Source organism: Sorangium sp. So ce117, assembly GCF_051524395.1.
GTDB lineage: Bacteria > Myxococcota_A > Polyangia > Polyangiales > Polyangiaceae > Sorangium > Sorangium cellulosum_B.
On the sequence record NZ_CP150309.1, the window covers coordinates 10,605,496 to 10,631,588 of the forward strand.

The following is a 26,093-nucleotide window of genomic DNA, read 5'->3' on the forward strand; positions in this document are numbered from 1 at the left end:
GCGAGCGGGAGAGGGAGAGAACGCCGTGGCGACGATCAATTACAAATATATCGCGACGACGCGGAGCAATCACTTCTGTCCTGGCTTCGTGCCAGCGGTAGGCCACGCACCGCCGGTGCCTCCCATCGGTCCGGTGCCCAGCCCGTTCCCGTACGTCGCGCTCTCGTCGAGCGCGACGGATACAGGTGAGCGGATCGAGATTGGCGGCGCGCCGGTGCTCCTGGATGGCAGCACGATGGATGTCCGGGCGCCAGGCAACATCCCTTGCCAAGGGACGGGGGGAGACGCCGTGACGCACGTCGTGAACAAGGCGTGCAATGTCTTCACCTCGTCAACGACGGTAGTATCAGGCGATCGTGGGATCGCCTGCACCGGCGACCATGTGTGGCTCAACGCAGCTGGCGCATCCTCACGCATCGCTCAGGTCAGCGGGGTGCTCCTAGCGGCGGACATCATCCGGGCCACCACGCACTCCGGCGCCACCGTGAACGTGATGGTGGTGCTCGATCCGATCTCCGTCGCATCCGGCGCGATGGTCGACGAGAGCATCGACATCTCGATCCCGGGGCTCATCCCCATCGAATGGAAGCGCCTCTACAGTTCCGCGCGCGTCGGCGAGCACACGCCGCTCGGGCGCGGCGGCTGGACGCATGCGTATCACCAGTGGATCGAGCTCGCCGGTAATACGCTACACCTTCGTGACGCAGACGGCGCGACGATCACGGTGCCCGATACGAAGCCACGCGAGCCGGCCTTCCACCGCGGTAAACGCCTCGTGATCACCCGCGACAGCCGGGGCGGCGCCACGGTCTTCTCGCTCGACACGCGCCTCACCCGCTCCTTTCACCCGAGCGGCGGCGGGCGCGCAGTCCTCCGCGAGATCACCAACGAATCCGGACACAAGGTTATACTCGAGTACGACGTGGAGCGGCTCGCACGGGTCGTCGACACCGCGCGCCGCACGATCACCCTCAAGCACGATGGCAACGGCCACATCGTGCGTCTCGATGTCTTCGCCCCAGGCGGCGAAGGGCGCGCCCCGATCCACGCCGTCTCGTTCGCGTACAACGATGCTGGCGAGCTCGCGCAGGTGACCGATGCGTTAGGCCATACCGAGACGTACGGCTACGACGAGCAGCGCCACCTCAATCGGAAGACGCTCCCGACTGGCCTCTCTTTCCACTACCTCTACGATGCCGAGACAGGTCGCTGCGTCCGCTCCTGGGGCGACGGCGATCTCCATGCCGGCGATCTCACCTACGATCTCGACCAGGGGACCACGCACTTCACCGGCAACCCCGAACCCCGCGTCTTCAAGTGGCGGCCCGAAGACGGCTCGGTGGTGCGCGAGGCCTCGACCGACGGCCTCTCCGTGCGCGATCTCGAGTTCGATGCCGATAGCCTGCTCCTCAAGGCAAAAAACGCTGCAGGTGACACGCTGACGCTCACCCGTGACGCGCGAGGCAACATCACGCGGATGGCCGATCCACTCGGCCCGCTCGTCGAGCTCGACTATGCGGAGGATCTGCTCGTGCGGCGCCACGTGGGTGGCGTGTGCACCGATTTCGGCTATGACCACCGGAATCGACTTGTCTCGATAAAGTACGCGTCCGGCGCCTTTCTCGCGCTGACGTACGACGAACAGGGGCGCCTCGCCGAGGTGCACGGACCGGACGGGCTTCGCGGCGCCTTCATCTACGACGAACAGCACAACGCCATCGAGGAGCGCACGCCTCGCGGAGGGATCCGCCGCTGGCGCCACGACGCGCTCGGGCGCCCGGTCGCCTACGTCGATCCTTTGGGAAGGGTGACCCGCCGCGAGCTCGACGCCCTCGGTCGGCCGGCCGCGCTGCACTTACCGGACGGGACATCGCTGCGCTTCGAGCACGATGCGCTCGGCCGCCTGACCCGCCGCACGGATGCGCTCGGACGCGTCGAAGCGTTCCGCTACGCCGGCCTGAAATCTCCCATCGAGGCGATCCTGCCCGATGGCTCGATCTGGTCCTTATCGTATGACCTCAACGAGCGCCTGCAGCAGGTGAAGAACCCGAAGGGCGAGACCTTCGATTTCCGCTACGATCGCGCCGGCAACCTCCGCGAACACCGTTCGTATGACGGCCGCGTCTCCCGGGCGCAGCACGGCAAGAACGGCCGCCTTGCGCGCGTGGAGAACCCTGACGGCACCTTCCGCGCGCTCCGCTATGACGGGGCAGGCAGGCTCGTCGCGGAGGAGACGCCTCACGGAGCGATCAGGGTCGAGACGCCCGAGGACCGCGTCGTCGACTACATCGTCGACGATCCGAGCCGTGAAATCCGTCTCTCCGTCGAGCACGACACGCTCGGCCGCGTCGTAAGAGAGACTCAGAACGGCCGGACGATCCGCTACGAGTACGACGGTCAGAACCGCTGCATCGCTCGCCACCTCCCGACGGGGCACGTGACTCGTTATGCCTACGATGAGGAAGGCAACGTCTCGTCGCTCGATCACGACGGCTATCGCGTGGAGATCCAGCGCGATCTCGCCGGTTCGGTGGTCCGCAAGGTCTTCGTTGGTGCGGGCGTGGAGGCGCGGCGCGAGCTCGACCCGATGGCGCGCCCCATCCGCGACTGGGTCGGCGTCGCCGACCGCACGCTCGTGGATCGCCGCTACGCTTACGATCCCTCTGGCGCGCTCGTCGAGCGCAACGATCTGCGCTGGGGGCTCACACGCTACGGCTACGATCGGCTCGGGATGCTGCTCGAGGCGAGCTCTCCGAAGGGGCGCGAGTCCTTCGTGTACGACGCAGGAGGCTCGCTGAAGCCCGCGAGCTCGGCCTGGGAGACGGGGCCGGGCGGACTCTTGTTACGCACCGAAGAGGCCACCTACACCTACGACAGCGCGAACCGGCGAATTCGCGAGGCTCGATCGGACGGCGAGACGCAGTACCTTTGGGACTGTCGCGGCCAGCTCCGCGAAGCCCAGCTCCGCGACGGCACGCGTGTGCTCTTCAGCTACGATGCGTTCAGCCGCAGGATCAGGAAGGAGATCATCCCGCCCTCCTCACCGGGCGCGCTGGCGATGACGGAGGCGCCGAAACCCCGCGTTGTCGAGTACCTATGGGACGGCCTCTGCCTCGCTGCAGAGCTCGACTCCGAGCGCGGCGTGCGCATCTTCGTGCATGAGCCGGGGACGATGTGCCCGCTTCTCCAGCAGGAGGGCGCCGTGGTCCATGCGGTCATCACCGACCATCTCGGCACCCCGACCGAGCTCATCGGCGTGAAGGGTGACGTCGCGTGGTCAGCGCGCCACGCGGCCTTCGGCCTCATCGTCGAGACCGCGCGGCGTGAGGGCGACTCATCCGTGGCGTCTCCCTTCCGGTTGCTCGGCCAATACCACGACGAGGAGACCGGGCTCTGTTATGTCCGCTACCGCTACTTCGACCCGAAGACCGCGCGCTTCCTGACGCCGGATCCGCTCGAGCTGCTCGGAAGCCGCAACCTGTTCGCCTTCGACGGCAGCCCCACCACCCATGTCGATCCGCTGGGACTCTCCTGCCTCATCATCGGCAACCCGGCGCATGACAAGTTCATCGCCGTGTGCATGACCGAGGTCAAGCCGGACCCGAGCAAGTACGTGATCGCGGTGCACGGGACCGCCCACCACGTGGCGGTGCGAGACGCGAACGGGATGACGACCCACCATACGCCGGACCAGCTCTTGCAGATGATCGGCGCTGTCGGGAACTACAACAGCGCAGGAAACATCGTCCTCAACTCGTGCAACGTGGGTCGCATGCCAGACGGCGTGGCCCAGCAGATATCTCGCTCCTTTCCGAACCGGTACGTTTACGGTCCGAGTGATGTAGTCTGGAACCTCGGCCTGTACATCGGACCTCCAGTCGGAGTCGCCAATAGCGCGACCTATGTACCCAAGCCTGGCAAGCCCGAGCCTCCGCCAGACTACACGCGCCCCGGACAGTGGAACGCCTTCTACAATGGCATACCTTCCCAGGGCAACCGACACGACCAATACACGACGCTGCCGCGCCCGATCAACCCGGGCTCAAGAACGCAGCCGCTCGACATCAAGCCAGGCTCGAACACGCAGCCGCTCGACGTTGCCCGACCGGACAATGGACTGCCCTTTCGACGCCCTCCGTCGGGCTAATGGGTGTTCAATGAATCTGTGAGCATATCCTTCATCAATCCTGCGTCATCCGCGGAGCAGATCACAGGTACCGCGGAGCTCGTTCGCGGACATGTCCGCGAGCCATCTCAGCACCCGCGAGCTAGACAGATGCATGGTAAAGGACGGCGCGATGCACGTCGTCAATTGCGAAGTCGGCGGCGAGCCACAGCTCATCGTTCTCGCTGGCCATAAGCTGATACGGAGGACAGCCACCGACTCTCGCAGCATCAAGCTCAAACAAAGAAGCGCCGCTGCACTTCGTATGAAACGGCACCGAAACACTCTCCCAGTCCCCTCCCGCCGTCAGACGGTAGATGCGCACTGGCATGGAGTACGCCTGTGCACACAGAAAGACCTGCCCCGAGGATGTGGTCAACATGCCGTGCACTTCGTGGCTCTCGCGGAAGGGCGGCAACAACTTCCATTCCCCCTGAACACGATGTGCGATAAATTTTTCGGCCGACGTCAGCATACCTGAGGCGAAGAGCCCGTTCGACCGATAGTCGATGAAGATCGCCGCGCTCTGCTCGTCCACTCCTGGTGGCCACTCGAACCGCTTTGGCTCGCGCTCTCCTCGCCGAAAGATCCACCAGCCAGGCTCATACTGCGGGGATTGTATGATGCGAAGGATGACCTCGCCGGCCCTGGTCACATAAGGACTGTATGCAAAAATACCCTGAGTGAGCACGGGATCGATCGGTGTGTCCGCGCCGTCCGCCCATCTGAACCTGCCGTCGGATCCCGTGACGAGCACACCGTCAGCCCACTCACCAACCCACTCGTTCTCGGGGTGTTCCACCCAGCAACCAGAGGCGTCGTCCCAACGAACCACCACATTCCTGCTGACTTGGATCCAGAGCGTGGCACCAGGCATCGGCCCCTCGATGGCGCGCATCCCCTGCCCTGCATAGACAAGAGCCCAGACCTGGTCAGGCCACCGGCCCACCATGCTGGTGATCTGCGGCGGGACAGACCGCGCGAACTGCGGCTGAGCGTCCGGAGCCCCCGGCAACTCCAGCTTCCGCATCTCGTGGAGCTGGCCCCCCTGAGCCCGCGCGACGTGAAACCCGGTAGAGGCGAGGATCGCCCCACGCAGCCTGTGCAACCGGATGGGCTGCGGCGATGATGCGATGGCCCTGAACATACCGTGCTCGACTCCTCCTCCCTCGCTCCCTCACCGCTTCCCGCGGATCCGCTCGCCCGCCTCGACCAGCGCCCGCATCCACTTCGTCCGCAGCCCCGGCTCCGCCGCGAACCTGGCCTGCCACGCCGCGTCCTCGGCGCCCTTCGCCTCGCGGGTGAGCCCGTAACGCGCGATCGCCGCCGTCGCCGTCGCAGGGCTCGCCGCGATCTCCGCGAGCATCGCAGCGTAGTCCTCCAGCGAGAGCCGGGGACCATCGGCCGCCGGCGAGCGCGCGCTGCCGCCCGACGACGGCGGGGCGGCCGACGACGGCCCCCCGGGCGACGGGGCGAACGGAAGCGCCGGCTTCACGGCCTCGAACATCACAGGCGCCGTCCCGACGCCGGGCGTCCCAGCAATCAACTCCTCCAACGCCCCTTCACGCAACGGCGGCAGCCCCGCAGCCGGCAACCCCGAGCGCGGCGCGTCCCGCTCCCGCACGCGCGAGCCAAACGGAAGCGCCGGCCGGCTCGGCGCCGGGAACGCCGGCGCCGTCTCGGCGATCTCCTTCTGCGCGAGCACCGGCTTCGGGAGGTCCGGCGCGGTCAGCGACGGCAACGGCCCCGACCTCACTACCGGCGCAGGCGGCCCCACGCTCTCCGCGCCCCCCGGCTGCTTCACGAACGGCAAGATCAGCTTCGATAGATCCCGCGGCAGATCCGCCGTCTCGAGCGGCATCCCCACCACCGCCCGCGCCTTCTTCACGGCCGCCGCCCCGCCGCCACGTGGCCTCCGCGCCGACGCCCTCAGCACCGGCGCCTCAGGCCGCACCTCCGGCACCGGCCCGGGCGCGGCGGCGAGGATCGCCGTCGCCTCGGCGCGCACGCCCCCCTCGGCCACGATCCGCTCCTGCCAGGCGCCCAGCAGCCGGAACACGTCGCCCTCGCCGAGCCCGCGCGCCTCGAGGAACCCGAGCGGATCCTCCGACGCCGTGAACGCACGGAAGAAATCGAGCCAGGCGCGCAGGTCCGTGTCGAGCGGAGGCACCTTGCGCTCCACGTGCGCCTGCGCCGCGAGGCGGTGCTCGTCGCACGCCGCGAGCAGCGCCCCGTCCCCGATCGCGCTTCCGGCGAGGCGCTCCGACCAGGCCTCCTCCGCCGGCGGCCAGGCTCCGGCGGCGATCGCGGCGTGCTCAAGGCTCGCCTCGAGCGAGACGCCCTCGGCCGTGTACGCCAGCACCGCCGCATAGGCCGAGAGCGGCACGCCCGCGATCTCGGGATCCACAGGCTCCCCAGCGCCGCCCGCCGCGTCACCCATCGCCGCGCACCACGACCTCGCGCAGCACCCGCCGGCCCCTGCCTATCGGGAAGACGGCGCGCGCCACGAGCTCCACCCGCCGCGCCTCGGGCTGGATCAGCACCGTGTCGATCAGCGGCCGCACGACCACGCGCTCCCCCGTGTCGTAACGCGCGCTCGCCACCACCGGAAACCCCGGTAGCGCGAAGACGACCGGCTCGAGCGACATGCCGACGATGCCCACCGGATCCCCGGGCGCGAGGTGCTCCTCGAACTGGAGCGAAGGGTGGGCGACGTTGCCAAAGCGGATGTCCTGATCCTCCGGCGGGAGCGGCATCCGCGCCGCCTTCCACCGCTCGTCGAACGTGCCAGCGTGCTCGAGGCGCGGCGACCAGTGCATCATGATCGCGCCGAAGCCCACCGGCGCATGGCGATCCGACGCGGACACGTGGGGCCGCTCCGGGTGCTCGATCTGCGGAGCTCTCGTGTCCACGAGGTCCGCCGCGCTCCTCGCCGCGCCGACGCCGGCCGGGTTCCGGAGATCGACCACCGAGAGGTCCTCCGACATGCCGCCATACGCCCGCTCGTAGACGATCGGCACCCGCTCGAACGGCGCAGCAGGCCCGATCCCGACGCCGAGGACGCCCTTGAAGAAGAAGCGCTGCCCGTGGACGCGCAGGGGCGTGAGCCGCTGCCTGACCCGCACCGCGATGTCGAGCACCCTCACCTTCTCGGGGGCGATCGCGTCGCCGGTCACCACCACGTCCGTGCCCAGCTTGGCGACGCCGAGATCCGACGGGAAGCGGAGGCTGCTCCGCGGACTCTCGGGCTCCCAGGGCTCGTCGGCGACACGGACCGGCGCGGGGTCGTCGGCGAGCCGCGAGCCCCCGCTCCGATCGAGGACGAACGTGCCCTTGACGATGGCGACCAGGACATCGTTGCCCTCGCGATCGAGGAGCGGCACGGGCTGGACGGCGAAGGGGGTCTGGTTCGCGATGCTCACGGACGAAGATCCGACGGTTGGTCTCGCATCCTATACGCAGGCACGCCGCGATCCCCGAGGATCGCTCCAGGCAAACCTGCGCTCAGCGCCCGGTCATGTAGAACGTGCCGAGGCACATCTCGTCGGTCGTGCCCTCTCCCCAGACGACATCCCCGGGGACCCGCGGCTGTCCGTCGATGATCGGCTGCCTCTCGGGCGTGTTGTCCCAGTGGCACTCGATCGACAGCTTGTCGCCCGGCTCGAGCACCTTGGGCGCGGCGAGCTTGTAGTTTCCCTGCCAGTGGAAGTCCCAGCGCGGGATGTCGAGCACACACTCCGAGCCGCCGCCGGCGCGCTCGATCTCGAGGCGCGCGCGCGTGCCGAGCGTGTGCATGTGGAGGCCCACCCAGTGGATCTCGATCGGCGCGCTGCCCGCGAGCGCACGGGAGGGATCGGCCCCCCAGCGGTGGACGACGTCGCTCTCCAGGGCAGGGATCAGCATGGAGTCGCCGCTGAGCCAGGCCGGGTTCGCCCACGGCTGCATCGTGCCCTCCCGCTCGACCGAGCTCTCCAGCGTCACGTCGAGCGCGGTGCGATCCGGCAGCTTGCCCGCCGTCAGCGTGTTGTAGTGGACCTGCATGATCAGCCTGGAGCCAGGCTCGATCCGGGTGCCAGCGCCCGGCGGGAAGATCATGCTCCCGCCGCCGGGCACCCAGCCGCCGAGCCAGCGCGGCTTGAGCCCAGGGCCGCCATAGCAGGGATAACCCGGGCCCGGGTCGGCCGCGTCGAGGGCGTCGAGCTCGGCGAGCTGGTCCGGCGCCGCGATGAAGGCGATCACGTGGTGGACGACGCGCTGCTCGCCGGGCCTGATCCCGAAGCCGGTGACGTAACGTGTGGCCTCCTCCGGCCAGTCGATCACGAAGCAGCGGTACTCGTCGGGCCCCGTCTGCGGGGTGTACTCGACAGGCATCTCGAGCGTCCGGTCCACACGAGCGAGCGCGGCGCTCGCCGGCGGGTCGATCGGCGGGCCCTCGTCCGCCGGATCGCCCAGGGCCGCGCCGCCGTCGACCCACGCGGCGATGGTCTGGATCTGCTGCTCGGACAGGGAGCGGTCGCCCACGTACTCGGCGCAGCTGTTGTCGGCCGGCCAGGGGGGCATCGTGCGCTCGACGACGGCCCGCTTGATGGGCGCGGCCCAGGACGCTGCGGTCTCGTGGCCCTCGAGCGAGAACGGCGCGACGCCGCCGTCGCTGTGGCACCCCGCGCACCGCGCGTCGAAGATGGGTTTGACGTCCCGGTAGTAGGTGACGGCGGCCTGGACGCCGCCGCCCGCCGCGGCCCCGGCGTCATCGCCGCCGCAGGCAGAGAGGACGGCCAGCGCCGCCGCGAGCCATGCCCATGAGCCCGTGGTCCCCGCGCACCTCGTCATAGAACACCTGCCTCGTGTCAGCGGCGCTCGTGGACCCCGCCGCTCGCGGGCTCGCGCCGGAGGAAGAACGCGATGACCTCGGCGAGCTCGTCGCGCGCGGCCACGAGGAGCACCGTGGCGCCCCCCGCGACGACGGAGGAGCCGCGCGGCGCCTCGACGCGGCCATCCGGGCGGTAGACGCCGGCGAAGACGCACGACGAAGGGAAGCTGGCGCTGCCCGCGATGGTGCTCACCGTGCGGCCCGCGATCACCGAGTCGACCGGGACGTCGAGCTCGAACGCGACCGACTCGCCGGCGCCGAGCACCATCGCGTGGCGGACGCCCGGGTGCTCGATGGCGGTGGCCATCGCGCCGATGAAGACGTCGATCTCGGAGAGGATCTGGTCCACGCCCGCGCGGATGTACACGCCCCGGTAGGCGGGGTCCCGCATGCGCACCATGACGCGCTTGGCCCCCCCGGCCTGCGCGAGGAGCGCTACGGCGAGGTTGTCGGCGTCGCGGCGGAGCATCGCCACCACCACGTCGGCGCGCGCCACCTCGGCCTCCTGGAGGAGCCCGGCGTCGGTCGCGTCGCCCACGAGCGAGACGAGGCCGTGCCGCTCGAAGGCGCTGTTGGCGATCGCCTCGTCGCGATCGACGGTCGTCACGTCGTGGCCCATCTTCGCGAGGTGGACCGCGACGCTCAGCCCTGCGCGCCCGGCGCCCGCGATGAGAACGCGCATGTCAGCTCTCTCCTTCGTGCTCGTGAGGGTGCGCGCCGGGCGCCGCGTGTCCGCCGGGGAGCTCCACCATGGCCCTGTCGATCCGGTTCACGTGGGCGTGCGCGGTGTCGGCGGCGATGAGGCCGCGCCTCGCCGCGTCGAGCACCGCCGCCTTCTGCGCCGAGAGGAGGGCGAGATCGGTGAGGTGGTCGCGGACCACCTCGCCCTGCGGCGTCTGGAGCGCCACCTCCGCGTGGATGACCTGCCGCTGGAACGCGGCGCGGCGCTCGGCGTGCTCCTTGCGGGACACGAGGCCCGACGCGAGCAGATCGTCGAGCTCGGACTGGCCGCGCCGCGCCGCGATGAGCGTGGCCTTCGCGGCGTCGAGCGCGCTGTCCGCCGTCGGGATCGCGACCCGCAGGAACTTGAGCAGCCGAGCGAACGGCAGCGCCTGCGCGACCAGCGTGACGAAGGTGACGCCGAAGACGATCGTGATCAGGCGGTCGCGGTACGGCAGGCCGCTCGGGAGGCTGAGGACCGCCGCCATCGACAGCGCGCCCTTGATGTTGCCGACCAGCATCACGTGCTGCCAGCGGAAGGGCACGACCTCGCCCGTGAGCGCCCGGAGCACGCCGAAGCAGCCGTAGACGGCCACCGCCCTGCCCCCGTGCAGGGCGATCAGCGCGAGCCCGATGGACGCCGCCTCGCGCACGAGCATGTCCGCCTGGATCTGCATGCCGACGAGCTCGAAGAGCACCACGTTGAGGCAGAAGCCGCTCGTCTCCCAGAAGCCCTGGAGCGCGAGCACGCGCGAGGGCTCGAGGATGCGGCGCGCGGCCTTGCCGACGATGACCCCGAGGACCACGACGGCGATGACCGGCGAGGCGTGGAGCCGCTCGGCGAGCAGGGCCGTGGCGAAGACGAGCACGATGGAGGCGAGGATCGCGGTCAGGTGATCCGGCGTGCGGCGGAGGAGGGACGCGCCGACGGCGCCGAACGCGCCCCCGACGGCCGCGCCGCCGACCATGGCCAGGGTGAGCGCGCGGAAGGTCTCGGCGCCGTCGAAGGTGCCGCTCGCGAGGACCTGCGACGCGAGCACCACGAGCACGAGCGCCGTGCCGTCGTTGAAGAGGCTCTCGCCTTCCATGATGGCCGCGAGCCGGTGCGGCACGCGGACGCTGCGGAAGGCGAGCAGCACGCTCACGGTGTCGGTGATCGAGAGCAGCGCGCCGAGGAGGAGCGCCGCCGCGAACGGGAGCGCGAGCAGCTGCGTCGCCACCGCGGCGGTGCCGAGCAGCGAGATGAGCACGCCCGGCACGGCGAGCGCGAGGATCGGCCGGCTCGCGCCCCTCAGGCTGTCCGCGTCGGCGAACAGGGCGCCCTCGAACACGAGCACCGGGAGGAACGCGATGAGGATGACCTCCGGGTCCATCGGCGCCTTCGGGAGCACGTCGACGACGACGAGCAGCAGCCCCACGAGCACGAGCGCGACGTTGTAGGGAATCGAGACGCGCTTCGCCCCGATCGCGACCGCCGAGCCGACGGCCAGGACGAGGAGCAGGCTCTCGAGCCGCTCCCTCATGAGGCACCTCGCGGCCGCGGCGCGAGCACGAGGGAGGGCGCCCGCGGCGGGCGCGTCGCGATGTGCACGGGGTCCGCAGGAGAGCTCACCGTGGATCTTGCGCTACCTGATCGCCTCCGGAATCGCAAGACGCGAGCGGCATCGCCGGGCGCTCGAGCGAGAGGCACGCGCGCCCGCGCGCCTCTCGCTCGGCCGCCCGGGAAGAGGTGGGGTATTGATAGATCACATGAGACGACATCATCGCTTCGTCGTCGTGGAGCAATCCCCTCATCTTGCTGGCATCTTTGGCGGCAACTCGAACAGAGAAGGGGAATTTGAACAGGGAGACGGGGAGACGGGGAGACGGGAGATGGGAGATGGGAGATGGGTGCGATTGTACTCCCCGCCTCCCCGTCTCCCTGTGAATTCTCCCGATGAAATTCGAGGAATGCTTCAGCAGCGGCCCCCGACACCGGCTCTCAGCGCGCTCGATGCTCTTCTGTCAGCCTGCCGGCAGCTGAACGCAGAATCGGCTCCCCCGCCCCTCGTTGTCCCTCACGTCGATCCTGCCGCCGTGCGCCTCGACGACCAGCCGGCAGAACGTCAGCCCGAGGCCGCGGCCGGTCGCAGAGATCGCGCCCCCGTCGGCGAGCCGCGCGTACTTGTCGAAGATGCGGTCGCGCAGGTGGGCCGGGATCCCCAGGCCCTCATCACACACGTTGAGCTCGACCCAGCCCGGGTCGAGCCACCGCGCCTCGAGGCGCACCGCGCCCCGGGGCGGGCTATGACGGAGCGCATTGTCGACGAGGTTCAGCAGGACGCGCCGCACGAGCTCCTCATCGGCGCGGAGAAGACAGCTCGGCATGGCGGGGCAGAGCTCGATTCGCTGCCCGCGTGACGCGGCGAGCGGCTCCAGGATCTCGGCGACACCTTCGAACAGCGACGCCGGGTCGAGCTCGGCGGGCCGCAGCACGAACATCCCGTGCTGGCGGCTCGCGACGTCGAGCAGGTTCAGCGCGGTGCGCTGGATTACCTCGGCCGAGGTGAGGACGGCATTCCATCGGCGCCGCTCCGGCTCCGGGAGATCCTGCTTTTTCAGGCGCGCCTGCGCGGCGAGGATGATGCCGGCGGCGGGGCTTCTGAGATCGTGCGCGAGGAACTCGCTCAGCGCCTCGTTCTGCCGGTGGAGCTCCTCCAGCGCCTTTTGACTCTCCTCGAGGTCGCGGTTCGCCGCCTCGACCTCGCGCGCCCGCGCCTTGCCCTTCTCCAGGCCGTCGTGGAGCGCGACGTTCTCCAGGGCCACGGCGGCGCTGCCGGCGAGCGCCTGGAGCAGCGACACCTCGCGCTGCGGGATCTCTCGTAGCGAGCTCCAGTAGGTCCCGATCGCCCCGAGCGGGGCGCGCGCGCGGATCGGCACCATGGCCATGCTCCGCACGTAGGTCGGCCGATAAGCGTCGATCGGGACGCGGGGATCGCGCGTGATGTCGCCGATGACCGCCGGCCTCCGATTCAGCATCACCCAACCGCTGACGCACGCCGACATCGGAAACCGCTTCCCCTGCCAGAGCGGGGCGATCGAGTCTTCCTGCGCGTAGTAACAGAGGTCGCCGTCGCGGAGCACGAAGGAAGCGCCGTCGGCGCCCGTGAGGTCGCGGGCGGCCCGATCGACAATCTGCATGATCGCCTGGAGGTCGCGGGCCAGCGAGAGGTCCTGCACGACGCTGATGAGGCGCTCGCAAGGATGGAGATGTCGGAAACTCGGGTCCGAGTCAGCGCATCTCTCGTGGCCCTCGGGTTCCATGTGGAGGGGTCTCTAACGCGCGCTGGCGCGCACGACAAGGCGAGCGCGACGCGTTAAACGACGCCCCCCAGCGCACGTCACCGCCAGTGTCCGCGCGCCCGCCTCGCGCTCGGCGGCCGTGCAGCGGCGGCCGTTCTCCGTTCCACGCGGCGAGCCCGAGGCCGACCTCTCGGCGGATGCACGCGCGCCACCCCGAGCGCCGCGCCCGCTCGCGTCCTCGCACAAGCAGCAGAACCCTCCCTCCGCCAGAACCGCTGTCGGCCATCGCTTCATGCCGAGCGCCGAGGGGCGATGTGGTGGGGCAGCGGGCGCCCGCCATCCGGCGCGAGGTCGCGCGGGCGTCGATGCGCCGCGGCGCGTCTAGCGATGAGGCTGGCGCCTCGGCGCCCTCAAATGATATCACCACGTTACGGTTCGCCATGGTGCCAGGCTCGATGACCCCAGCGCCGAGAATCCGAGCAGCATCCCACCTCTTCGCACCAGGTGTCGTGACGGCGCCCACAGCGCGTTTGTTCACCCACCGTGAGAGGCCTGGGGCTGGCGCGCCGAGGGTCATCGCTTCTGGCCCGTTGCAAGGATTCAATGGACGACAGGCTCGCTTCGCTCTCGTGTAAGACACTGCTTGACGGCACACCCACACCGCTGGCGTTGCTCTCCAGCGCGGGGGAGGTGGTGGCCTGCAACGCGGCCTGGGAGCGCTGCGTCGGCCCGTCCGGTCGGCTCCTCGAGCGCGTTCACGAGGACGATCGGGGCGAGCTGTCGGCCCGGATCACCGGCGCGCGCGCCGCCGCGGGCAGCGTCTCCGCCGCGGCGCGCGTCGTGGGCGCCCGCGGGGAGAGCGTCCCGCTCCACTGGACGCTGTGGCGGGCCGACGACACGGCGCTCTGGGCTGCCGTGAAGCCCGATCGCAGGGAGTGGGAGGACCAGGCGCGCATCCTCGTCGACGTGTTCCAGACGATGGATGCGATCGTCTGGTGGTGCGATCGGGCGGGCACGCTCCATGTCTCCGACGGCAAAGGGCTCGAGAGCATGGGGCTCAAACGACATCAGCTCGTCGGAATGAACATGTTCGATCTCTACGGCGCGGACGCGGAGATCATGGGCCTGACCAAGCGCGTCCTCGAGGGGGAGCCGGTCCGCACGGACACCGTGGCCGGGGGCGTGCACTGGATCGTGCACTACGCGCCCCGCCGGGACGATGACGGTGAGATCGTGGGCGTCCAGACGTTCGGCATCAACCTGGCCGACGACGTCCGGCTCGCCGTGCAGGGGGAGATGCTCCGCGCGTGCATCGACAGCATGCCCATCGCCATCCTGGCGTTCGACAGGGCCGGCCTCTGCGTGATCGCGCAGGGCGGGGCGCTCGCGCAGATCGGTTGTACGGAGCGAGGCGAGCTGGGCAAGCACATGCGCGAGCTGTGCGGCGACACCGAGGACGTGCGCGCGGCCTTCGAGCACGCCCTCTCCGGGGAGATCGCGCAGGTCGAGCAGGTCCGGCGAGACAGGATCTGGCGGACGAGGTTCGTTCCCCAGAAGGACGTCCTCGGGGAGACGACCGGCGTCGGCGCCATCTGCGAGGACATCACGCAGCAGCTCCGCGTCGAGAAGCAGCTGCGGGAGCAGCTGCGGTTGACGCAGGATCAGCAGGAGTCGATCGCGCGGCTGTCGAGCCCCATCATCGAGGTCTGGCAGGACGTGCTCATCGTCCCCTTGATCGGCTCGGTCGACGCGGATCGCGCGGCGATGGTGATGGAGTCGCTGCTCGCGAGCGTGGTGGAGAAGCAATCCGCCTTCGCCATCCTCGACCTCACCGGGCTCGATTCGGTCGACACGACGACGGCGCAGCACCTCATCAAGATCATCAATGGATTGACGCTGCTCGGCTGCAAGGGCGTGGTCACCGGCATCCGCCCGCCGGTCGCGCAGACGATGGTCGGCCTCGGCTTCGATCTCTCGCAGGTCAAGACGCTGCGCAGCCTGAAGGAAGCGCTGCGCTGGTGCATGGGCGCGCGCCGCCGCTGAGGCGCCGCGCCGTACCGGGTGGAGCGCGGCTGAGGCGCCGCGCCGGCCGCGCCGCATGGAGGGCGGCGCGGCGCGGCGCTGGCTCGACTCAGTGGCTCGTCGGATCCGCGGGATCCGTGCCCGCGTCGCACTCATCGCCGTCGAGGAACCCGTCGCCGTCGCGGTCGATGGCGATGCGCGTGCCCGAGCCCGGCGGCACGCAGGTGTACGTCACCGGGTGCCCGGTGAGCGCGGCGAGCGAGCGCAGGACGAGATCGCTCAAGGGCGGGGCCGCGGCCCGCGCCGCGGTGAACTGGCCACCTCCGATATAGAGGAGGCCGGTCTCCTCGAGGAGGAACGGGAGCTTCGCCACGAGGTCGCACTCCCCGACCTCGGCGCGCTGGCGGAGCAGGTCGATGCGCGGCCAGGCCGCCGTGGCGTTGTGCGAGCCGAGCGTGACCTGCTGCCCGACGATGGGGGCGAGGTTCGTGTCGAACGCGAGCATGTACTCCACGGCCTGCTCGCGGAGGAGCTCGCCGGGCGCGCCGGGCGGGAAGCCGTTCGGCGAGAACACGCTCTGCTCGAACCCTATCGCCTGGTGGAAGCGGAAGAGCGTGTCCATCACGCCGTCGTGCATGAACCCGAAGCCGCGGATCTGGTCGCCCTTGAAGTCGTTGTCTCCCAGGTGGAAGAGGCTCGGGACGGGGGCCATGCCGAACATGCCGATCTTCTGGTACATGTTGCGCAGGTGGGGGATCTTGAAGCTCTGGCCGTTCTCCTGGCCGATGCTCGCGCCGTCCGTCCCGAAGAAGCCGGGGAAATCGCTGGAACCGGCGTTCCCGTCCGGGTCCAGGGTATGGCAGGAATTGCACGAGAAGGTCCCGGCGCCGCCTTCGCGGAAGAAGTGATCGCGCCCGGCCTGTTGATCGGTGTTCAGCGAGTTGTCCAGGTTCCGGATCGGGTTCGGCGGATACGAGAGCTGGAGGATGAAGTCCGTGAACGCCTCCATGTCCTCGTCGGGGATGGGCGCGTGCCGGCCGAGCAGGTTGGTGAAGCCGCCCTGGAATTTCTCGAACGCCGCGCGCTCGTCGAAGGCCCCGCTGTCCGGCTGCGCGGTGGACGCGTCGTTGCCGCCCGTGCGGTCGCCGCGCCAGTGCATCGGGCCATGGTTGGCCATGCCGCGCAGGCTCTGGGTCGTCATCGGCCCTTTCATGGGCTTCAGCGAGGTATCGGCGGGGAACGGCGGGTTGATGTTCGTGAACGGCCCAGGGTTCGTCACGGTGTCCCCGTCGGGGTTGCCGAGGTCCCATGCCAGGCTATCGACGTCGCCGAAGACGTGGCAGCTCGCGCACGACGAGTCGCCGTGGGCCGACGAGAAGCTCGCGTCATGGAGGAACCTGCGCCCGCGGACCACGCTCTCCGGCTCGGGGTTGTGGAGCGCGATGTGCGCCGTCTCGGCGTTCGTGGTCGTGTTGACGATCGAGATGGAGTTGTCGAAGCGCGTGAGCACGTACAGGCGGCCGCGCGGCTGGTCGAGCGCTAGCCCGCTCGGCCCGCCGCCGGTGACCTGGATCTGGCTCGCGAGGCTCGGCGTGAAGGTGTCATTCTCGATCTGGGCCGTCTGGAAGACCCCGACCTTGCTCGACCCGAACGCGGCGACGTAGAGCTTCGATCCGTCGCTCGTCACCGCCATGTCGACCGGCGTGGCCAGGCTCTTCGCGTTCTCGGCGTTGGGCACCGGCGCGCAGCACGTCGAGTAATTGATGTGTTTGTTCAGGTGCCGCGGCAGGACCGAGCCGCCGCTGCCGAGCACGGAGATCCGGCTCTCGTGCAGGTGTCCCCGGACGCTCGTGCCGGCGAAGGTGCCCGGGCCCTCGAAGCGATCGAGGTTGAACGCCTCGGTGTTGGAGACGTAGACCTTCCCGTTCGCCGGGTTGACGACCATGTTGTAGAGGACGGTCCCGACGCCGGTGAAGAAGCCGGCGCTGCCGGGCCGCTGGACAGGGGGATTGGCCGTGGCGTCGATGACGAAGACGTCCTTGTCGGGCAGCGAGAACATGACAGAGTCGTCCCAGGGGTTGCCCCCGGCGTCGACCCAGTGGGTCCCGTCGTGCTGGACGATGAGCGACGTCGTCAGCTGAGGCACCCCGAGGTAGTTGGTGAACGGCGGCAGCATCCCGCCCTCGTCCTCCACGATCGCGCGGTGCACGGCGGTCGTGCGGTTGCCGGTGTGGAAGCCGGCGGCGTACACCGAGGTCCCGTCCGGGCTGACCGCGAGCGCCCTCGGCGTGTCGGTGAAGAAGGAGAGGATCGTGAGGGGCGTGCCTCCGAGCGATGGTTGGCTCGCGACGGCGTTCGCGTTGAACACCCACACGTCGGCGCGGCCGACCCCGGGCGTCGTCAGCTGCGGATCGAACGGCGCGTTCTGGCCGCGGTGGGCGGCGGTGATGAACGCGCGCGACCGCCCGGGACCGCCGAAGACGATGTCCCGGGGCTCGTCCCCGACGAGGAGCGTGCGCACGACCCGCGGCCGCAAGGCGAACGAGACGTCGACGACGCTGACGCTATCGGAGAGGTGATTGACGACCCATACCTCGCCGTCGTTGCGCGCGGCGACGGCGACGGGCTCCAGGCCGACGGTCACGGATGAAATGTGTGTCAGACCACCCGACGAGACGTAGAAGATCTCCAGACGGTTGTCGGGTGTATTGGCCGCGAAGAGCAGGTTTCGGCTTGGTGAGAGCGCGAGCGGTCGGACCTGACCGCTCTCGAAGAGGGTGTACGACGGAGCCGCCTCCGCGCTTGCTCCGACAGCGAGGCAAACGAGCGTGGCGGCAGTGGAGAGCAGGCGATTCTGGGAGCGCAGTGCACGATGTGGGCGCATACCGACCTCCTTGCCAGGGGGCTTTGGCAAAAGGACTCCTCAGTGTAGAAGTGCACGGTTATCCTTGAGGAATCAAGAACTTCCTGATGCCATTGGTGTGCTCCCTGTTGGGCAGCCAACAAGGGTGACGTCGTGATGCGGCCGTGTCGCGTTTGTCACGTATCTCGCCACGTATCTCGCCGCGTATCTCGCCGTGTGTCTCGCCGCGCATATGCGCGAATTGCCTACACGGTGGCCGCGTCAACGACTGTGGTGTGCGCCGGCGTGGATCGAGACTAGGATCGTTCCCCGTACACATCGAGCCTCGGGAGATCGCCATGTGCCGGAACATCAGGACGCTGTTCAACTTCGAGCCGCCGGCGACGGAGGAGGAGATCCAGGCGGCGTCGCTGCAGTTCGTGCGAAAGCTGAGCGGCTTCAACCGGCCGTCGCAGGCCAACGAAGCGGCGTTCGCGCAAGCCGTGGAGGACGTCGCGGCCGCGGCGCGCGTGCTGATGGCGTCGCTGTCCACGACCGCCGCGCCGCGGGACCGCGAGGTCGAGGCGACCAAGGCGCGCGAGCGCTCGCGGCTGCGCTTCAGCCGCGGCTGAGGCGCGGGGCCGCCGCGCCGAGCTCGGGTGGCCCGGCTATCGCGCCGTGCCGCGCGCCTTGCGCGCCGCGCCGCGCCCCTTGCCCTCGCGGCGAGGGCCCGGCGTGGATGGCTCTCCTTGCCGTGGTGGCGCCGCCTGCAGCGATTGCGGTGATTGCCCCGCCCTCGCCTCCCGGGCGCGCCGCTCCGGCAAGCACACGACGCGCGCGGCGATGGCCATGCCCTCGAGGAAGGCCTCGCGCGTCGCGGCGCCGTGCTTCAGGCCGCGCGCCGAGGAGACCAGGGTGTCCGCGAGCTGGCGCCCGGTGACCCCCGCCGGCTCGTAGGCGGCCGCGAGCCCGGAGGCGCGCAGGGCCTCGGCCACGGCCTCGACGAACCGCCCCTCGTGCTCGGCGACGAGGGGGCCGACGAGCTCGTTCGCGGCGGTCGAGAGATCGGCCGCGTCGGCCCCGAGCGCGCCGACGAACCGGCCGATCCACGCGTCGAACGCGGCCACGAGCCGCTCCTCCAGGGGGCGCTCCGCGTCGGCGAGCGCGGCCGCGGCCGCGGCGAGCGCGGTGTCGAAGAAGTACCCCACGGACGCGCGGAAGAGCTCCTCCTTCGTGGCGAAGTGGAGGTAGAGGCCCTGCCGCGAGACGCCCGCCGCGCGCGCGACCTCGTCCATCGACGTCTTCCGGAAGCCGAAGCGCAGGAACACCGCGAACGCCGCGTCCATCAGCTTGCGGCGGCGCAGATCCTCGGCGGGTCTGTCGGTGGAGCTCGGGCCGCCCTCGTTCACGATGGTCAATATTGACAATAGTAGACCAAATTGTCAACAGGAACCTTGACGGTGCGCAGGTGGGCTGTCAGGTACGTCGGGTGCGCCAGCCCGCCTCTCCGGCCGATCCCGCGCTCTCTCCCTTCCGCGCCCGCCGGGGGGTGAAGATCGGCGTGGTCGCCGCGGCCGCCGCGCTCCTCGTCGTCGCGCAGCGCATGGGGCTGTTCGAGATCTTCGGCGAGCCGGCGCGCATCAAGCAGGCGCTGCTCTCGCTCGGGCCGTGGGGGTATGTCGCGTTCGTCCTGGCCTACGCCGCGCTCCAGCCGTTCGGCGTGCCGGGCACGGTGTTCATCCTGGCGGCGCCGCTCATCTGGCCGTGGCCGGTGGCGTTCGCGCTCTCGATGGCGGGCACCATGGCGGCGAGCGTCGTGGGCTTCTCGTTCGCGCGCTTCGTCGCCCGCGACTGGGTCGCCGCGCGTGTGCCGGCGCGCTTCCGCGCCTACGACGAGGCCCTGAAACAGCGCGCGTTCCTGACGGTGTTCGTGCTCCGCCTTGTCCTCTGGATGCCGCCCATGCTCCACGTCTTCTTCGGCGTCTCCGGGGTGCGCTTCTGGACGCATTTCTGGGGCTCGCTGGCCGGGTACGCCCTGCCGCTCCTGGCGACTGCCTATTTCGGCCAACGGGTCTTCGACGCCCTGCGCGACGCGCCCCCGTCGGCGTGGGCCGGAATGGGGGCCGCCGCGGTGGCCGTCATGGTCCTTGGTTGGCTCGCCAGGCGCTGCTCCAGGCGCGGCGTCGTCCCTTCCTAACGAATCTCTCCTTTATCGCCATTTGAGAGAGAGAGAGAGAGAGAGAGAGAGAGAAATTGAACAGGGAGGCGGGGAGACGGGGAGATTCATGGGATTTTTCTCCCCGTCTCCTCGCCTCCCTGTGAATCTTCCCGAAAAGCTCGACGGGATGCTTCAGCGTCCCCTCATGAAGACGCTGGCGCCTGCGATGAGCGGAACGTGCGCGCCGCTTGCTCGCCGACAGCACCGCAGGATAGCGTCGGGGAATGGCGCGAATCCACCTGATCATCGGCCCCGTGGGCGCAGGAAAATCGACGTTCGCACAGGGGCTCTACCGGGATCACGCCGCCCTCCGGTTGAACCTGGATGAATGGATGGCGCGGCTGTTCCGACCCGATCGGCCCGAGACGGGGATCCTCGAATGGTATCACGAGCGCACCGCGCGCTGCATCGAGCAGATCTGGAGCCTGACGAGGAGCTCGATCGACGTCGGCACGAACGTCGTGCTGGAGATCGGCCTGATCCGCCGGCGCGACCGCGAGCGGCTGTACAAGCGGGTGGACACCGCGGGGTACGAGCTCACCGTCTACGTGCTCGACGCGCCCCGCGAATTGCGTCGCGAGCGGGTCGAGCAGCGCAACCGCGAGAAGGGCGATACGTTCTCCATGGTGGTTCCACCGGACATGTTCGAGCTGGCGAGCGACATGTGGGAGCCGCCCGAGGAGCCCGAGCGCAGCGGGCGCGACATCCGGTTCATCGACACCACAGGCGGCTGATCCAAGCACGGGAGTCCCGACCGCCACGGACGGCGCGAGCGAGGGCGGCGGCTCGACCGGAGGCGAGCCAGCGTCGCGGCCTGACCGCGGGGCCGCCCCTCGCGTGGTAGCTTTCGCCCGTGAAGCTCTCGTTCAACATCGCTGGCCCCTGCATCCCCGGCGAGCACTACATGCTGCCGCCCGAGCGCCGGCTCGGGCCGGCGCTCGATGCGATCGAGGAACGCAGGTACTTCACGCTCCACGCCGGCCGCCAGACGGGCAAGACCACCAGCGCCCGCTGGCTCGTCGAGCACCTGAACCGCAAAGGCGACCTCGGCGCCGTCTGGGTCGACGTCCAGATCGCCCGCGAAGAGCCCGATCCGGCGAAGACCTTCGAGGCCGTCCTCTACGCGCTCGACACCGCGATCGACCGCGACCTGCCCGACCTCGGCCGCCCCGCGGACGACGTCCGCCGCGTCGATCCGGCGAGCACCTTCGTGCTGCGCTACCTGCGCGATCTCGCGGCGCGCAGCGACAGGCCGCTTGTCGTGCTCTTCGACGAGGCGGACGGGCTCGTGGGGGCGGCGATGGTCTCGTTCCTGACCCAGCTCCGGCAGGGCTACCTCGACCGGAGCCGGATCCCGTTCCCCTCCAGCGTGGCCCTCATCGGCCAGCGCCAGGTGCGCGACTACGCGCTCGCCCTGGAGGAGCGGCGCACGGTCGCGTGGCTGGGCACGACGTCGCCGTTCAACATCACCGCCGAGGCGACGACGCTCGGCCCCTTCACCGAGGCCGAGGTCGCCGAGCTGCTCGCGCAGCACACCGCCGCGACCGGACAGCGCTTCGAGCCCGAGGCGGTGCGGCGGATCTGGGAGCTGGGACAGGGCCACCCGTGGCTGACCAGCGCGATGGCCGACCAGATCGTCCGCCGCGACGTGGAGGACCGCGCCGTCCCGATCACGACAACCCACGTCGAGGCGGCCAAGGAGACGCTCATCCTGGAGCGCCGCTCCCACATCGACTCGCTCATCGCCCGGCTGCGCGAGCCCCGGGTGCGGCGCGTGCTCGATCCCATGCTGGCCGGCACGCAAACAGACAGCGATGTGCTCGATGACGATTTCTCCTACGTCCTCGGCCTGGGCCTGATCCGCTTCCACGGCGGGCGCTTCGAGATCGCGAACCCCATCTATCGCGAGGTCGTCCCTCGCGCGCTCACCTTCATTCGCCAGGCGCAGATCCCGGCCGAGCCCGCCGCTTACGTCCACCCGGACGGCTCGCTCGACATGGGCAAGCTCTTCACCGACTGGCAAGCGTTCTGGCGCAAGGACGGCCACCTCGCCGCCGAGGGGTTCGGCTACCGCGAGGCCGGGCCGCACCTGATGCTGATGGCCTTCTTGCAGCGGGTCGTGAACGGCGGTGGACGGGTGGAGCGCGAGTACGGGCTCGGGCGCGGGGCGCTCGACCTGATGATCTGCTGGCGCGAGGAGCGCCACGCCATCGAGGTGAAGGTCCGCCGCGACACCGAGACCGAGGCCGATGCGCTCGATCAGGTGGCGCGGTACCTGGAGCACGCGGGGCTCGCCGAGGGGTGGCTCGTGATGTTCGACCTGCGCAAGGAGCGATCGTGGGCAGAGAAGCTGTTCGTGCGCGAGGTGGCGCACGGAGGAAAGACGGTCCGCCTCGTGGGGTGTTGAGGCCGCGCCGGGGTGATGACCGCCGAGCCGCTTCGCCCCGTGTCCGGCCGGGACGGCGACGGCGCCGCTCGGAGCTGCCGAGTCGGGCTGCCCAGGGCCTCGCGCGTTGAAAGCCCGCCGCCGGAGGCTATGCACGAGGCATGCGTGAGCGTCGCCCCAGCCAGACGGCATCCATCGTCGCCCTCATCCGGGCGCTCGCGGACCAGGGCCTGACCGATGTCCCGGGCTTCGAGGATCCGGTCGTGCACCGGCTGCTGTCGCGCGGGTGGAGCGCCGCGCTGGCGCTGTTCGCGCGCCGGCTCCGGGGCCTGGACCCCGCGAAGCGCGCGCGCGCCCTCGCCCGGCTCTCCGCGGTCCCGCTGCGCGTGATGGCCATCGACATCGAGCTCGAGCGCGCGGTGGCGCTCGGGTGCCGCCAGGTCGCGAGCCTGGGGGCGGGGCTCGACACGCGCGCTTTCCGGATGAAGGCGCTCTCGGCGACCCGGTTCTTCGAGATCGATCACCCGGCGACGCAGGCCTTCAAGCGGCGCAAGGCGGCGGGACTGCCGCCGCTCGTGGAGCAGCTGACCTACGTGCCCGTCAACTTCGAGCGCGACGCGCTCGCCGCGTGCCTCTCGGCGGCCGGCCATCGATCCGACGAGCCGACGGCGTGGGTCTGGGAGGGGGTGGTGATGTACCTGTCGGACGAGGCGCTGCGGTCGACGCTGCAGGCGCTCGCCGACGCCTCGGCGCCGGACAGCGTCCTCCTCGTGTACTACATGGAACCCCCCGAGCAGCGCCGGGCGCAGCGCACCCTCCGCCTGCTCACGTGGCTCTGGAGCGAGCCGCTCATCGGCCTGCGCCGGCGCGAGGTGATGCTCGCGGAGGTCGAGCGGGCCGGGTTCCGAGCGCTGCGCGACACGGGCGTAGCGGACTGGGCCCGGCAGCTCGGCGCCCCGTTCGCGCCGTCCAACCCGGCCAGGAACACGCGGCTCCTCGTCGCCGAGCGGCCCGGCCCGGACGCCGCCCCGCCGCCCGCGCGCCCGCCGGCCTGACCCGGCCGGCGCCGCGCCTCAGCTCCACGTCGCGGCGCGCCGCGGGTGGCGGGTCTCGATGGCCTCGGCGTGCCCCCGCAGCCCGCGCGCGGCCGGGAGGTTGCCGTGCTCCTCGAAGACGTCGGCAAGGGAGAGCCCGAGCACGACGATCTGCTGGGGCTTCTCCAGCGCGCCGACGATCGGGGCCACGGAGCCGAGCAGCTCGAACGCCCGCCGCCACGCCATCGCCGCGGCGTCCGGCATGTCGGCGTTGAGCGCCGCGTGGCCGGAGCAGCGGTGCATGTCCGCCGCGAACTCGTGGCTCCCGCGGCGGTTCGCGAGCTCCCCCGCGCGCGCGTACGCCTCCGACGCATCCAGGAAGCGGCGCTGCTTGCTGTGCAGGCTGCCGAGCGAGGCGTAGGCCTCGGGCACGATCGCGAACAGGCCGCGCCGCTCCGCCTCCTTCAGCGCGGCGACGAACACCCGATGCCCCTCCTCGACAACGCCCGCCGCGATCAGCGAGCGCGCGCGCTGCATGGCGATGTGGACGGCCTCCTCGCCCAGCCCCCGGCTCGCCAGCATCTCCTCGGCTTGCTGCTGGAGCTGCGCGGCCTCGGCGTGCCGCCCCGCGTGAAAACACGTGTCCGCCTCGTGCAGGAGGCGCCGCGCGGGGAGCAGCTCCGGGGCGCGGAGGGGCGACTCGGCGGCGATGCGCTGCTCCAGATCGGCGGGGAGGCGCCGCCCGCGCGCCGAGAGATCGGTGATCACGCGCTCGAGCTCGGCGATGGCCGCGCCGTCGGCCTCCGGCCACACGACGCGGGACGCGCCCTCGCCGAGGCGCGCGAGCAGATCGCCGACGCTCGAGTGGGCAGGGTCGACGAGGACCCAGCGCACGAGCGCGAGGTCGGGGCAATGGGCGAGCCAGAAGAGGTCGCGGGCATAGGCGCGCGGGTCGTCGATGTGCTGCGGCGCCAGCGCGACGACCGCGGTCCCGTCCGGGGCGCCGGCGGCGACGTGCGCCGCGAGGGCGCTGGCGAAGGTGTCGAGCGGCTCGCGCAGCGGGCCGTCCTCGGGCGTCGCGAGCGCCGCCGGGGCGCCGAGCTCGCGCGACAGCGAGCGCTCTCGGGCCGCCCAGCCGCGGCTGGGCCCGTAGACCGGATCGGCCAGGACCCAGACGGGACGGGGCGCCGGGCCTGCTTCACCGAGCGCCCGCAGCAGCGCCAGCGTGTGGCCGTGGACGTGTGCCGGCACGATCACGTGCAGCAGGCGGGCTCGCTCGCCCGTGAAGATGGCGCTGAGCGCGCTGGCGAAGTCGTGGGTCATGTCGCGGTTCCGGGCGGAGTCTTGCTCCGATCGCCGCGGAGGCCAAGCGGAGGCGCCCGCGTCGCGGCGCGGGGCCTCCCCTGCCCCTGCGCCACGAGCGCCCGCCTCCCGGATCCTGGGGCGGGCGGCCATTGCGCGTCGCAGGACGCCACGGTCGAGGCGATGTGTCTCAGGGGCGCGATCCCGGATCCGAGGGAGTGGTGGCGAGGAGCACGCGCGGGCGCTCGGCGCGGTTTGGCCCGGGCATTGCTGACATGGTCGAGCGCGGAGGACAAGATACCGTGAAAACAGGGATTCGATCGCTGCTCCTGGGCAGCATGGTCATCGGTTGCGTCGGTGTGATCGGTTGCGGAGGCAGCAAGCCTCAGCCGGAGGGACCGGCCGAGAAGGCGGGCGAGGCCGTGGACGACGCCGCGCGCGACGTCAAGGACGAGGCCAAGGACGCCGCGGAGTCGACGGGCGACGCCGCCGAGAAGGCGGGGGACAAGATCGAGGACAAGACCGACTAGCGGCACCGAGCGATCTCGGGCCGTTCGCGTGGCGAGGGGCGAGCCCCGACGCTCGCCCCTCGCTGCGCCTCGAACCGTGAGCAAGGCTGGCCGGAGCGCCTCGCGCGCGAGATCGCCCCGGCCGGCGATGAACCCCGAACAACCCCGGCCGCGCCGAGGCGCGGCGCACCATGGAGGCAGGAAGATGAAAGCGACGTCATTGCTCGAGAAGCAGCATCGCAAGGTGGAGTCCCTCTTCAAGCAGCTCGAGAGCGGCAGGTCGGATCCGGCGCTCGTGCTCGCCGAGCTCGCCAACGAGCTCGCCGCGCACATGGCGATCGAGCAGGAGACGTTCTATCCCGCGGTGCAGCAGATCAAGGAGGACGTGATCCTCGAGAGCTTCGAGGAGCACGCCATCGCCGAGCTCGCGCTGAAGCGGCTGCTCTCGACCTCCCCGGAGGATGTCTCGTTCAAGGCGCGCGTGACGACGCTGAAGGAGCTCATCCAGCACCACGTCGAGGAAGAGGAAAAGGAGCTCTTCCCGGCGGTCGAGAAGGCCGTGGACGAGAAGCGCCTCAGCGAGCTCGGCAGGTCGATGAAGGCGGAGTTCGAGCAGCGGCTGGCCGAGGGCTACGAGACGCTCCTGCCGGCGGGCTACAAGAAGACGTCCGCGGACCAGGCGAGCCACGTGATCCACGAGAGCCACGCGAACGGCGCGGCCCGGGCCTGAGGAGGCTTGATCG

General features: G+C 70.3%; 19 protein-coding genes. 9 read left to right on the plus strand and 10 right to left on the minus strand.

The genetic code is table 11. From position 1 onward, the window contains the following. Window positions 1-25: 25 nt before the first annotated feature. Entirely contained in the window at window positions 26-4,147 is a 4,122-nt protein-coding gene (locus WMF46_RS39760) for an RHS repeat-associated core domain-containing protein (protein ID WP_437981980.1), read from the plus strand. A 121-nt stretch (window positions 4,148-4,268) separates the two neighbouring features. Here WMF46_RS39760 and WMF46_RS39765 read toward each other — a convergent pair whose 3' ends face one another. From WMF46_RS39765 to WMF46_RS39795, 7 genes are all read right to left on the minus strand, one after another. Beyond that, entirely contained in the window at window positions 4,269-5,312 is a 1,044-nt protein-coding gene (locus tag WMF46_RS39765; protein ID WP_437981981.1) for a hypothetical protein, read from the minus strand. A 30-nt stretch (window positions 5,313-5,342) separates the two neighbouring features. Then, on the minus strand, window positions 5,343-6,605 hold the full coding sequence (locus WMF46_RS39770; RefSeq protein WP_437981982.1) for a hypothetical protein: 1,263 nt from the start codon (window positions 6,603-6,605) through the stop codon (window positions 5,343-5,345). Then, window positions 6,598-7,587, minus strand: a complete 990-nt coding sequence (locus WMF46_RS39775; protein WP_437981983.1) for a DUF2169 family type VI secretion system accessory protein — start codon at window positions 7,585-7,587, stop codon at window positions 6,598-6,600. Before WMF46_RS39775 ends, WMF46_RS39770 begins: the two co-directional genes overlap by 8 nt. A gap of 82 nt (window positions 7,588-7,669) precedes the next feature. Continuing rightward, a complete protein-coding gene (locus tag WMF46_RS39780) occupies window positions 7,670-8,995 on the minus strand; it encodes a monooxygenase (protein WP_437981984.1) in 1,326 nt (441 codons plus the stop codon). Between the two features lie 17 nt (window positions 8,996-9,012). Then, window positions 9,013-9,717 (minus strand): potassium channel family protein, encoded by a 705-nt coding sequence (locus tag WMF46_RS39785; RefSeq protein WP_437981985.1) that lies wholly within the window; start codon window positions 9,715-9,717, stop codon window positions 9,013-9,015. A 1-nt stretch (window position 9,718) separates the two neighbouring features. Beyond that, window positions 9,719-11,278, minus strand: coding sequence for a cation:proton antiporter (locus tag WMF46_RS39790; RefSeq protein ID WP_437981986.1), 1,560 nt, complete (start codon window positions 11,276-11,278; stop codon window positions 9,719-9,721). A 481-nt stretch (window positions 11,279-11,759) separates the two neighbouring features. Further along, entirely contained in the window at window positions 11,760-12,974 is a 1,215-nt protein-coding gene (locus WMF46_RS39795; protein WP_437981987.1) for an ATP-binding protein, read from the minus strand. Between the two features lie 666 nt (window positions 12,975-13,640). Between WMF46_RS39795 and WMF46_RS39800 the strand changes: the two genes are divergently transcribed. Continuing rightward, window positions 13,641-15,080, plus strand: coding sequence for a PAS domain-containing protein (locus WMF46_RS39800; RefSeq protein ID WP_437545486.1), 1,440 nt, complete (start codon window positions 13,641-13,643; stop codon window positions 15,078-15,080). A gap of 88 nt (window positions 15,081-15,168) precedes the next feature. Here WMF46_RS39800 and WMF46_RS39805 read toward each other — a convergent pair whose 3' ends face one another. Next, window positions 15,169-17,943 (minus strand): hypothetical protein, encoded by a 2,775-nt coding sequence (locus tag WMF46_RS39805; RefSeq protein WP_437981988.1) that lies wholly within the window; start codon window positions 17,941-17,943, stop codon window positions 15,169-15,171. A gap of 317 nt (window positions 17,944-18,260) precedes the next feature. Here WMF46_RS39805 and WMF46_RS39810 point away from each other — a divergent pair, with 317 nt between their 5' ends. Further along, window positions 18,261-18,533 (plus strand): DUF2277 domain-containing protein, encoded by a 273-nt coding sequence (locus WMF46_RS39810; protein WP_437981989.1) that lies wholly within the window; start codon window positions 18,261-18,263, stop codon window positions 18,531-18,533. A gap of 36 nt (window positions 18,534-18,569) precedes the next feature. Here the strand turns inward: WMF46_RS39810 and WMF46_RS39815 are convergent, their stop codons facing one another. Further along, entirely contained in the window at window positions 18,570-19,310 is a 741-nt protein-coding gene (locus WMF46_RS39815; protein ID WP_437981990.1) for a TetR/AcrR family transcriptional regulator, read from the minus strand. Window positions 19,311-19,390: 80 nt separating this feature from the next. Here WMF46_RS39815 and WMF46_RS39820 point away from each other — a divergent pair, with 80 nt between their 5' ends. From WMF46_RS39820 to WMF46_RS39835, 4 genes are all read left to right on the plus strand, one after another. Continuing rightward, complete coding sequence (locus tag WMF46_RS39820) at window positions 19,391-20,098, plus strand: TVP38/TMEM64 family protein (protein WP_437981991.1); 708 nt, start codon at window positions 19,391-19,393, stop codon at window positions 20,096-20,098. 245 nt (window positions 20,099-20,343) lie between these two features. Then, the gene (locus tag WMF46_RS39825; protein WP_437981992.1) at window positions 20,344-20,853 is read left to right on the plus strand and encodes an AAA family ATPase; all 510 of its coding nucleotides are present in this window, start codon (window positions 20,344-20,346) and stop codon (window positions 20,851-20,853) included. Between the two features lie 119 nt (window positions 20,854-20,972). Next, on the plus strand, window positions 20,973-22,526 hold the full coding sequence (locus WMF46_RS39830; protein WP_437981993.1) for an AAA family ATPase: 1,554 nt from the start codon (window positions 20,973-20,975) through the stop codon (window positions 22,524-22,526). Window positions 22,527-22,666: 140 nt separating this feature from the next. After that, complete coding sequence (locus WMF46_RS39835; RefSeq protein WP_437981994.1) at window positions 22,667-23,560, plus strand: class I SAM-dependent methyltransferase; 894 nt, start codon at window positions 22,667-22,669, stop codon at window positions 23,558-23,560. An 18-nt stretch (window positions 23,561-23,578) separates the two neighbouring features. Here the strand turns inward: WMF46_RS39835 and WMF46_RS39840 are convergent, their stop codons facing one another. Further along, window positions 23,579-24,862 (minus strand): hypothetical protein, encoded by a 1,284-nt coding sequence (locus WMF46_RS39840; protein ID WP_437981995.1) that lies wholly within the window; start codon window positions 24,860-24,862, stop codon window positions 23,579-23,581. A gap of 281 nt (window positions 24,863-25,143) precedes the next feature. On the opposite strand from WMF46_RS39840, the gene WMF46_RS39845 reads away from it, so the two are divergent. Together WMF46_RS39845 and WMF46_RS39850 are read left to right on the plus strand one after the other, a co-directional pair. Continuing rightward, entirely contained in the window at window positions 25,144-25,371 is a 228-nt protein-coding gene (locus WMF46_RS39845) for a hypothetical protein (protein ID WP_437904640.1), read from the plus strand. Window positions 25,372-25,555: 184 nt separating this feature from the next. Continuing rightward, entirely contained in the window at window positions 25,556-26,080 is a 525-nt protein-coding gene (locus tag WMF46_RS39850; RefSeq protein ID WP_437545504.1) for a hemerythrin domain-containing protein, read from the plus strand. Window positions 26,081-26,093: the final 13 nt, after the last annotated feature.